This is a genomic window from Streptomyces sp. NPDC059455 (genome assembly GCF_042750115.1).
Classification (GTDB): Bacteria; Actinomycetota; Actinomycetes; order Streptomycetales; family Streptomycetaceae; genus Streptomyces; species Streptomyces endocoffeicus.
This window is the reverse complement of the sequence record NZ_JBHYVB010000007.1, coordinates 6459-16524: the sequence shown is the minus strand read 5'-3', so window position 1 is coordinate 16524 and position 10066 is coordinate 6459. Positions and strand designations below refer to the sequence as shown.

General features: G+C 73.7%; 7 protein-coding genes. 2 read left to right on the top strand and 5 right to left on the bottom strand.

Going from position 1 to position 10066, the window contains the following annotated elements; translation table 11 throughout:
• Window positions 1-145: 145 nt before the first annotated feature.
• Genes ACFXB5_RS03920 through ACFXB5_RS03900 form a run of 5 tightly spaced genes read right to left on the bottom strand, consistent with a single transcriptional unit; the run spans window position 146 to window position 7939 of the window.
• On the bottom strand, window positions 146-1432 hold the full coding sequence (locus ACFXB5_RS03920; protein WP_385202083.1) for an ABC transporter substrate-binding protein: 1287 nt from the start codon (window positions 1430-1432) through the stop codon (window positions 146-148).
• Window positions 1429-2361 carry a hypothetical protein gene (locus ACFXB5_RS03915; RefSeq protein WP_385202082.1) on the bottom strand — a complete coding sequence of 311 codons (933 nt, stop codon included), beginning with the start codon at window positions 2359-2361 and terminating at the stop codon, window positions 1429-1431. The genes ACFXB5_RS03920 and ACFXB5_RS03915 overlap by 4 nt, the downstream gene beginning before the upstream one ends.
• Entirely contained in the window at window positions 2358-3851 is a 1494-nt protein-coding gene (locus ACFXB5_RS03910; RefSeq protein ID WP_385202080.1) for a VWA domain-containing protein, read from the bottom strand. The genes ACFXB5_RS03915 and ACFXB5_RS03910 overlap by 4 nt, the downstream gene beginning before the upstream one ends.
• Before the next feature lie 12 nt (window positions 3852-3863).
• The gene (locus ACFXB5_RS03905) at window positions 3864-6284 is read right to left on the bottom strand and encodes a tetratricopeptide repeat protein (RefSeq protein WP_385202078.1); all 2421 of its coding nucleotides are present in this window, start codon (window positions 6282-6284) and stop codon (window positions 3864-3866) included.
• Window positions 6281-7939 (bottom strand): serine protease, encoded by a 1659-nt coding sequence (locus ACFXB5_RS03900; protein WP_385202076.1) that lies wholly within the window; start codon window positions 7937-7939, stop codon window positions 6281-6283. The genes ACFXB5_RS03905 and ACFXB5_RS03900 overlap by 4 nt, the downstream gene beginning before the upstream one ends.
• Before the next feature lie 509 nt (window positions 7940-8448).
• Between ACFXB5_RS03900 and ACFXB5_RS03895 the strand changes: the two genes are divergently transcribed.
• Both ACFXB5_RS03895 and ACFXB5_RS03890 read left to right on the top strand, forming a co-directional pair.
• Window positions 8449-9201 carry an IPT/TIG domain-containing protein gene (locus ACFXB5_RS03895; RefSeq protein WP_385202074.1) on the top strand — a complete coding sequence of 251 codons (753 nt, stop codon included), beginning with the start codon at window positions 8449-8451 and terminating at the stop codon, window positions 9199-9201.
• A 112-nt stretch (window positions 9202-9313) separates the two neighbouring features.
• A partial coding sequence (locus ACFXB5_RS03890; protein WP_385202072.1) for an IPT/TIG domain-containing protein occupies window positions 9314-10066 on the top strand: 753 nt, incomplete at its 3' end.

The window sequence follows — 10066 nt, the reverse complement described above, 5'->3', positions numbered from 1 at the left end:
TCCCCCCCCGCGCCCCCGCCCCCGCCCCCCCCCCCGCCCCGCCCCCCCGCCCCCCCCCCCCCCCGGGGGGGGCCCCCCCGCCCCCCCCCCCCCCCCCCCCGCGGCCCGGTTTCCGGTCAGCCGCGGCCCGGCTTCCCGAGCCGGGTCAGCCGCAGACCGTCGACAGCCAGGGCTGGTCGGGGGTGTCGCGCAGGCTCTGGCGGATCCTCTCCAGGCTGCGCAGCAGCCCGTCCGGCGGCTTGCTGGTGTCGCTGAGGTAGGCCAGCGCGGCGCGCTGGAAGGCCACCCGCATCCGCGTGGGCATGGCGTCGGAGGCGTCCAGGCACAGCGAGGCCGAGTCCCGGAGCGTCTTCGCGATGTTCCGGCCCACGGCGTCGTCGCCCTGGGCGTCCAGCTGGACGTCGCGGTTGGCGAAGAACGGGTGGGTGCTGCTGTCGGCGGTCTTCTCGCCCCACGCCCGCTGGGCGTCGGCCGAGATCAGATAGCGCATCAGCTCCTGGGCCTGCGGGGTGTCGCGGAACATCGCGGCGAAGTCGCCGGACACCTCCCGGGCGGTGGACCGCTGGTCGGTGTCGGGGAGGAGCCCGGGGGAGAAGCGGAAGGCCGCCTTGGCGGGGTCGGGGTAGCCGCCGCGGATGAACGACCCCTGGTGCTCCAGCGAGCACGGCGGGTCCGTGCCGAACAGCTTCGTGCCCGCCTCGCGGAAGTCGGTGATCAGCGCGGTGCGCGCGGTGTCCTTGCCGAAGAGCGAGCCCCAGCTCTGCCAGGCCCGCTCCACCCGGGGGTCCGTCCACGGCAGCCCGCCGGTGGCCCAGTCCTGGTAGACGGATCTGCCCTGCTGCTGGAGGAGCAGGTCCTCGATCCAGTCGGTGCCGGGCCAGCCGGAGGTCGCGTCGTCCCCCATGCCGACGCACCACTGGCGGCCGTCGGCGGCGAGGGCGGGCAGGGTGCCCCGGCGGCGGTCGCGGTCGTACCACACGATGCTCTTCAGATCGGCCTTGACCGCGATCCCGTACACCGGCCCCTTGGCGCTCAGCCGGGGCGTCCAGAGCTTTCCGTAGGCCGTGCGCTCCCGGCTCGGGATCACTCCGTCCAGCGGGGTCAGCTGGCGCTGGCTGGCGTACGCGGCCAGCTCGCCCGTGCTGGGCAGCACGGCGATATCGGGCGGAGTCCCGGAGGCCACCTCCGAGGACAGCACCTCGCGCAGCGCGGTGGTGCCCTGATAGTCCACATGGATGCCGGTGCGCCGGGTGAACGTGTCCAGCAGGGCCCGGAACGCCTCGCCCTCGTCGCGGGTCCATGACGCGAGCACGGTGACACTGCCGTGCGACTGCCAGCCGCTCGTATCCCCCGCGCCCACGACACACAGCAGCACCATCCACAGCCCGAGGACCGTGGCCGTGGCGTGTCCGGACCGCTTCGCCGCGCTCATCGGGGCTGGAACCGGTACTCGTCGATACGCGGCTGGAGACCCACCAGGATCAGGGCGGCCAGCACGGCGCCGCCCACGGGTATCCAGCCGACCGCACCGGCCTGCCAATGCGCGTTCCGCATCGTCCTCGCGACCTCCCTGGCGGTGGGGCCGCCGGTGCGGCCGATGTCCGGTTGGGTCAGGCTGGCCCGGGCCGACTCCAGCCGGTCCTGGGTCTGGTACGTGAACACCGCCAGCGGCAGCAGGGCGACGAGCAGCGCGGTGGCCGCCGCCAGCCAGGGATTGACCAGCCGCCGGAAGCGGTGCCGCAGAAAGCGCTGGGTGTGGACCAGCAGCGCCGCCAGCGTGAGGAACAGCCCCGGCACCAGCAGCCACCAGGCGAACGTCAGCAGCCAGCCGAACGAGGTCTGGTCGTCGAGCACGCCGAACTGCCGCTGCTGCACCGCCCTCAGACGGTCGAGGACACCGCTGTGGTCGTGCCGCAGGATGGAGTCGGCGTACCGCAGGTAGGCATCCCTGAGCGTCGGGTTCTCGCGGTTCGCGTACGCCTGCTCGACGGTGTCGTCATAGGACGTCACCAGCGCCGCCGAGGTGCGCAGGGCCCCGCGCGCCGACTCGCCCCCGATGGTGCTCTTGGACACCTGGGTCAGGCTCTGCTTGGCCGTCGACAGCTTGTCGCGGTACTCCTCGCTGAGCCCCTCGAACTCCGCCGTGGGGCTCGAGATGCTGCGCCGCGCCTCGTCGTACGAGGCGTTCAGCGCGTCGATGGCGGCGGCCACCTGCAGTATCGCCGGGGTGGACCGGTCGGTCACCGCCTTGGAGTTGCGGCTGACGCCGTAGTACGCGGCCAGCAGCGCGGCCACGGCCACCGCGGTGACCACGAGCAGGGCGATCAGCCGGCGCACCAGGAAGGCCCGGGTGGCGCTCATTTCGCGCCGCCCGCTCGACTCGATTCGCCCGGTTCACCGTTCAGGGGGGCGTTGCACTGCTGGCAGAACCCGGCGGTGGCGGGCGACCGGCGTCCGCAGGCCGGGCAGAGGACATCGTCGGCGGGCGGCGCGGCGGGCTCCGGGCGCTCCACCCCCATGAAGGGGGCGCTCTCCTCCGACACCACGATCACCGAGTTGAGGTGCAGCGGGCGGATGGGCTCGCGGATCCGCACCTCGCCGGTGGCCGCGTCCACGATGTGGACCAGCCCGCTCAGCCGGGCCAGCATCTTCTCGCTGCCCAGCTGATGGGCCAGCTGGACCGCGCGCCCCCACTGGCGGCGGGCCCGCTCCCGGTCACCCGCCTCGTACGCGTCGCAGCCCGCGGTGATCGCGTGACCCAGCTCGGAGTCGGCGTCGTAGTGGGCCAGCCGGGGGTCGATACGGGACGACAGCAGCACATCGTCCGTCCACTGGACCAGCACCGACTCCGGCTCGGGCAGCGGCAGCGCGGTGTCGCCCTCCACCGTCAGCTCCACGGCGGCCAGCTCCACGTCCTCGCCCATCGGATCGCGCCGCGGATCGGCGAGCACGGACACCTGGTACTCGCGGGTCTCGTCGCCCCACGCGCTGGTGGTCCACTCCCAGGTGCGCTCATCGGGGCGGACGCCCTCGTCGGTGAGATCCGCCCGGGTGGGGTGCACCTGCTTGACGAAGCCGACCCGGCTGCCCGCCCGGGTGCGGATCCGGATCCGCACCCCGGCCAGCGCCTTGGCCATCGAGGCGGAGACCATCTCCTCGAACTCGGCGGCCAGCGCGGAGTCCTTGAGGACCGCGTCGGCCCTGCCGTGCAGCCGGTGCGCGATCCGCTTCAGCTCGGTGGCGTCCCAGCCGTCGCCGATCCCGCGGGCGTCACAGGTGAAATGCGGGGCGCAGGCGTCCAGCACCTGGTCCAGATAGCCGGGCGGGTCGTGTTCGTTCCGGCCGTCGGTGAGCAGCAGGGTGTGCCGGATCGCGGCGGGCTGCCGCAGATGGAGCCGCCGGGCGAGGTCCAGCCAGGAGCCGATCGCGGTGCCGCCGATCGTGGGCAGCCGGGCCGCCACCCGGGCGGCGGCGGCCTTGGTGTCCGGCCCCGCCACCGCCATGCCGCCGGTGAACGGATAGACCACCTGGGCCTGTTCGGTGCCCTCGATGATCGCGAAGCGGGTGCCGTCGCGCAGTATGCCGACCGCGGTGGCGGTGGCCCGCCGCGCCGCCGCGATCTTTGTCGGCGGCCAGCTCATCGACATCGAGCAGTCGATGACGATGACCTCCGACGTGGCGGTACGAGCCGCCGCCGGGCCCAGGCCGTGGGCCCGCACGCTGACGATGGCGTGCATCTCGGTGCGGCCCGCGGAGGCGGGCAGGTACTTGTTCTGGTGCACCCGCAGAGTGAGGGCCGGGCCCCCGTCCGCGCCCCCTGGGCCGTACTGCCTTCTGTGGTCCTCACTCATCTGATCCCCCTGTCAGACGCGGGTCATGGGCCTGATGGCATTCGCGCGGTCGATCAGCGCCCCGAGCGCCTCGGGGCTGTCCGCCTGCCGGGCCAGTCGGCGCAGGGTCAGCTCCAATTCCCCGCGCAGCGCACTTTCGTCCTCCCACTCCCCATACACCAGTGACCGGGGTTCGGTTCCCCTCCGGGGTGCTTCAGCCGCCAGATCGGCGCGCCCCTTCCGTACCCGGCGCCTTGAACGGGCGTGCCCAGCGGGCTCACCCATCCGTTCCCCGGACCCCGGCTGCCGCTCCGCCCAGTCCAGCGTCACCTCCAGCGACTCCGCCGCCAGCCGGTCCCGGGCCGGGCCGGACTCGCGCCCCTCGTCCAGATACAGCCGCGGCAGCCTCGTGCGCACCTCCGCCAGGTCCTCGGCCGTCGGCAGGGCGTCGGGGTGGCCCAGCCGCCCCGACAGCACCCGCACTATGGCGATCCGCGCGGCGTCGTAGTGGCGGGAGACCTTCGGCACCCCGCCCAGGATCTCCACCGCGCCGCCCCGGTCGCCCGCCGCGAGCCGGAGCCGGGCCAGCCCGAAGGCGGCGCTGCCCTGCGAGCGGTTGCGCTGCCACACCGCCTCGTAGAACCGCTTGGCGGCGCCGTGGTCGCCCAGGTGCTCGGCGCAGTAGCCGAGCGCCAGCTTGGGCGCGTACTCCCCGGGCAGGGCGCTGTAGACCTCGTCGAACTCCCGCCGGGCGTCGGCCACCGCGCCGTCCGCGAGCCGCAGCAGGGCGCGGTGCCAGGACAGCCGCCAGTCGTACGGGGCGGCGGAGCCGATCAGTTCGACGGCGCTCGCCAACTCCTCGGCCGCCGCGTCCCGTTCGCCCAGCTCCAGATAGGCGCGGCAGACGCGCAGCCGGATCTCGGCGGACGGGCGGGGGAAGGCGTGCAGCTGCTCGATCAGCCGCCGCGGCCCGCTGTCGGTCGGGACGCCCAGCAGCGCCGCGCCGGGATCCGCCGCGTCCGGGAACGGCACCGGCAGCCCGAGCGGCACCCGCTCCGGCTGGGGCAGCCCGGACGCCAGCAGCGGGCGCGGCTCCCCGTCCAGCCAGCGCTCCAGGTCCGGGATCCGGCCCAGCGAGGAGTCCAGCAGCGCCGAGGTCGGGGCGAAGAGCGTGGACGGCTCCGGCTGCTCCCGGCTCAGCCGCAGCGAGTGGACCTCCCGCAGCACGCCCCACAGCTGCTCGGACATCTCCGCGGCCGATCCGAACCGCCGCTCCGGGTCGGCCGCGGTGGCGCGGGCCAGCACCCGGCGGTAGGACTCGGCGCCCAGGCCGGGCGGCCGCTGGGTCTGCCGGGCGGCCTTGTCCGAGAGCTCCTCGAGCGTCCTGCCGACCCCGAAGAGATCATGGCGCTCGGTGAGGGCGGAGGCGCCCCGGGCCAGCACCTCGGGGGCGGCGAACGCCTCGGTGATCACCGGCGGCCCGCCGTCCCGCTGGCCCAGCCGCCGCACCGCGCCGAGGTCGATCACCTTGACCCGGTCCTCGTGGTGCATCACATTGCTCGGCTTGAGATCGCAGTACAGCAGCTTCTCGCCGTGCAGATAGCCGACCGCGCGCAGCACCAGACAGCCGTAGGCCAGGATGTGCTCGTACAGCCGCGGCCCGTCGTACGGCTTCACCGCGTCCGCGATGTGGTCCTTGATCTGGGCGAGGGTCATCCCGCCGACGAACTCCATCACGATGTAGCCCGTGAGCGCCCCGTCGCCGCGGGGGTCGGGCTGGGTGACGTAGTTGATGATCCGGACGATGCCGGGGTGGTCGAGCACGGTCAGATAGCGGCGCTCCTCGACCGCCACCCGCAGGGCCGCCTCGTCCTCGTTGTTGATCAGGCCCTTGATGGCCACGGGCTGGTCGTCCAGCTGGGTGTCCTCGGCGAGATAGACCCAGCCGAGGCCGCCGTACCCGACGCAGCCGATCACCCGGTACTGATCGCCCAGCAGATCGCCGGGGCTCAGCCGCGGGGTGAAGTCGAACGGATGGCGGCAGCGCGAGCAGTAGCCCCGGGAGAGCGCGGACTGTCCGGCGTAGGGCGCGCCCACGATCGCGTCGCACCCCTCCCAGCCGCAGGTCTGGCCGCGCGACGGGGGATGCGGATCGTCCATCACCAGGTCGCGCAGCGAGGGGAGTTCGACGCGGGGCAGGTCCAGCAGGCCATCGCCCGCCGGCCGGACCGTGAACTTCCGCGCCACATCGCGGCGGCGGGCACGGGCCGTGGTCGCGGTCGCCTCGGACGCCAAGGGGGCGGCGGACTCGGCGGGCGGGGGAGCGGGAGAAGGGACGGCGGGCAGGGGCCCGCGGCCGCACTCCGAGCAGAACCCCCGGGCGTTGATCCGGCCCAGGCCCTCGCCGCGGCAGTCCGGGCGGTCGCAGACCGTCCCATCCGTCGGGTCCGTCATGGCGCCTCCCCCTCCGGCGGTGTGTGCACGGCGGCCACGAACCGGTCGACGGCGCGGCGGGCCTCCGGCAGATCGCAGGGCACCTCGGCCAGCAGCCGCACCGCCGCGCGGTGCAGCGGGATCAGCTCGGCCCGCTCGGATTCGGCCTTGGTCCCGAGCATCGCCGTGTACGACACCAGCTGCCATTTCAGCTCCTGGACCGCCGGCTGCTGGGCGTCGATCACCCGCAGCGTTTCCTCGGCCCGCTCGGCGACGGCCCGGACCGAGTGCTCGAACGCGGCCAGCTTGGCGACGATGCGGTGGGAGCGCAGCTCGGGGTCGGAGCGCAGCCGGGTCAGATTGATCCGCAGGGCCGTGGCGTCCTCGGCGTCCGATAAGGACGAGCGGCGCGCCCCGCGCCCGGCCGTCTCGTGCTCGCGGTCGGCGGCGAGCGCCACCCGCCCGGCGAGCTCGTCCAGCCAGGCGTCGATCCGGGCCGCCTCGGGGCGGAACAGCCGCTCGGCCAGCCGCAGTCCGCTCGAGTGGGGGTCGCGGAAGACCAGCAGCAGCCGGCTGCCCCGGTCGGCGAGCAGCTTCATGAAGCCGACCAGCGCCTCGGGGTCGCGGGCGCGGTCCACGCCGACGGCCACGATGGTGAGCGGCACCGCGTTGGCCCGGACCCGGCTGAGCGGGGAGGTGTCGCCGGGCGAGCGCAGATCCATCCGGTCCGCGACCCGCAGCGCGACCTCGGTGTCGGTGCGCTTGGTGACGTCGATGGCCAGGTCCACACTGCCCAGCGGCGGTACGGTGCCGTGCGGCGCGGCCGAGACCGCCGCGTCGGGGCCGCCGCCCGACAGCTCGCGGTCGGCGAGCGTGATGGCGCGGCTGAGCGCCTCGTACCGCGCGTGGTCGTCGTCCTCGATGACCACGGTCTCCACGTCGGTGATGCCCGCGCGCCCGGTCAGGGGCTCCCGGCGCAGCCATACGGCGAGCCGCTGGGCGAAGCCGATGTCCTGGACGCCGGTGGTCAGCGGGGAGACCAGCGGCCGGTCCACCCCGGGGTCCCCGCGCACCCAGCGGTGGACCACCGGCAGATGGCGCACGATCGTCTCGACCGGGATCATGTAGGAGACGCTGAGGCGCTCGGCGGAGGGCACGTCGACGGGGTCGTCGTACCGGCTGACGACCATGCCGATGACATGCCGGGTCGCCTCGTCCTCCACCCCGGCGCCGCTGAAGCCCTTACGGACCACATCCCGGGGCGACTTGGGGTCAAGACCCACCCACTCCGCTCGGGGGCCGACCCGCCCGGCGGTCTTCGCGCGCAGATAGTGGCCGTTGTCGAGCCCCTCGGGGAAGCCGCCCATCCACACCGGCCGGCCGAGCACCGGCGGCAGCCGGTAGAGCGGCGCGGCGTGCTCGGCGGGCTGCGGCCGGCCCAGCCGCAGCAGCGCCACATCGCCGCAGCCGTCGGAGCGCTGGGGCACCCAGCAGCCGTCGGCGACGCGCGCGGGGACGGGCCGGGCCTCGTGCACCTCGACCAGCTCGACCAGCACCTCGGTGGCGGGCACCGGGAGCCCGTCGTCGGGGATCACATGGGCGCACGTCAGCACCGTCTCACTGCCCAGGAGGATTCCGGCGCCCAGGACGTCACCGGCCGAACTACGGATCCTCACCCGCCATGTGCCCCCGCTGGAGGTCGCATCGGCGGTAATGCCCATTTCCGCCCCCATGTGGCAAGAGCATACGCCCGGAAGGTACGGAAGTGACCCGTCCGTCCGATGGGTCACGGGAACGGGTGAGGGACGGTGAGGGACGGTGAGGGACGGGCCCGGGGCCGGAGAGGGGCGTGCCAGGGCCGTACGGGGCGGGACGGCAGGCCCGGCGCGTCCGGTGTGCGGCGCCGCCGGTCGCGCGCCCGGCCATTCGGGTGACGTGGCGTCACCTCTTCTTGTGGCGGGCTACGTCGGATGGATTACTGAAAGTGTGCGGTGGAACCTCCCGTCGATTCTTTCGGCGCTGGGGGCGCCGCGCCCTCGCCGGAGCCGGGCGCCAGGCGTACCGCGAGGAGGACCGGGCGGGTGCCCCAAAGCCCGCGGTCGCGCACCGGACTCCCGTGAGCGCGCGCGGGTCGAGCCCGCCCGGTCCCGTCCACGCCCCGCCCTCACTCAGGAGGCAATGCGCCATGCCCATCTCACCCAATCAGGGGTCCAGCGCCGGCGGACAGGCCGTCGTCATCACCGGCAGCAACCTCGGCGGTGCCACGGCCGTCCACTTCGGCAGCAAACTGGCCACCATCACCGCCAACAACGCCACGTCCGTGACGGTCACCTCACCCTCCGGCAACGGGGTGGTGCCGGTGACCGTGACCACGCCCGGCGGCACCAGCAACCCGCTGAACTTCTTCTACATCGGCCCGCCCTTCAAGTCCGCGCTGAGCGACACCTCGGGACCGCTCGCCGGCGGCAACACCGTCACCATCACCGGCACCGGTCTTTCGACCGCCAGCGCCGTGGCCTTCGGCGCCAACTCCGCGACGCCGACCATCGTCTCCGACAGCCAGATCACCGTGGCCGTACCGGCCGGCGCCGCGGCCGGGCCGGTCGGAGTGACCGTCACCACCGCGGGCGGCTCCAACAACGGCTTCTCCTACACCTATGTGGCCACCCCGACGGTCACCGGCTTCACGCCTGCCTCGGGCCCGCCCTCCGGCGGCACCGCGGTGACCATCACCGGCACCAACCTGTCCACCACCCAGTCGGTGACCTTCGGCGGCAACGCGGCGTCGTTCACGGTCATCAGCGACACCTCCGTCTCCGCGGTGTCGCCGCCCACCTCGGACGGGGCGCCCGGCCCCGCCGGCATCACGGTCACCACCCTGGTCGGCAGCGCCAGCGCCGCGACCCCGTTCCAGTACGTCGCCGGTCCGGGCATCTGATCACTCCGTGGGACGACTCGCCAGAAGGAGATCCACCTTGAGTTCCCCTCAAGCCACAGGTACAGGCACCGGTCCCTCGACGGCCATGGCGTCCCCTCCTGTGATCAGTTCCGTGACTCCCGCCGCCGGTTCGCCCGGCGGCGGGACCCCGGTCACCCTGACCGGGAGCAACTTCACCCAGGCCACGGTGGTCCGCTTCGGCCCGAACTTCGCCTTGTCGTTCACCGTGGTGTCCGCGACGCAGATCACGGCGGTGGCCCCGCCCGGCAGCGGCACCGTGCAGATCACGGTGACCACGCCGGGTGGGACGAGCAACGGGGTGGCGTTCGGCTATGCCGCCGCCCCCACCCTCACCGGCATCTCGCCGGCCACGGGCCCCGTCGGCGGCGGTACGACGGTCACCCTGACCGGTACCAATCTGCTCGGTGCGACGGCGGTCAGGTTCGGGGCCGTCAACGCCTCGTCGTTCACGGTGGTGTCGGCGACGCAGATTACGGTGGTGGCGCCGCCGGGCAGTGGCACGGTGCAGGTCACCGTGACGACGCCGGGTGGGACGAGCAGTGGGTTGTCGTACAGCTATGTGGCGGTGCCCGCGCCGGTGCTCACGTCCGTCTCCCCGGCGCAGGGGCCGACCGGTGGCGGCAATACCGTCACGCTGACGGGGAGCGGCTTCACGGGGGCGACGGTGGTGTGCTTCGGCTCGACGCCCGCCTCGTCGTTCACGGTGGTGTCGGCGACGCAGATCACGGCGGTGGCGCCGCCGGGCAGCGGCACGGTGCAGGTCACCGTGACGACGCCGGGTGGGACGAGCAGTGGGTTGTCGTACAGCTATGTGGCGGTGCCCGCGCCGGTGCTCACGTCCGTC

Coding starts and splice junctions, on each gene's coding strand:
- ACFXB5_RS03920 (WP_385202083.1), bottom strand. CDS start 1,432: ATGAGCGCGGCGAAGCGGTCCGGACACGCCACGGCCACGGTCCTCGGG.
- ACFXB5_RS03915 (WP_385202082.1), bottom strand. CDS start 2,361: ATGAGCGCCACCCGGGCCTTCCTGGTGCGCCGGCTGATCGCCCTGCTC.
- ACFXB5_RS03910 (WP_385202080.1), bottom strand. CDS start 3,851: ATGAGTGAGGACCACAGAAGGCAGTACGGCCCAGGGGGCGCGGACGGG.
- ACFXB5_RS03905 (WP_385202078.1), bottom strand. CDS start 6,284: ATGACGGACCCGACGGATGGGACGGTCTGCGACCGCCCGGACTGCCGC.
- ACFXB5_RS03895 (WP_385202074.1), top strand. CDS start 8,449: ATGCCCATCTCACCCAATCAGGGGTCCAGCGCCGGCGGACAGGCCGTC.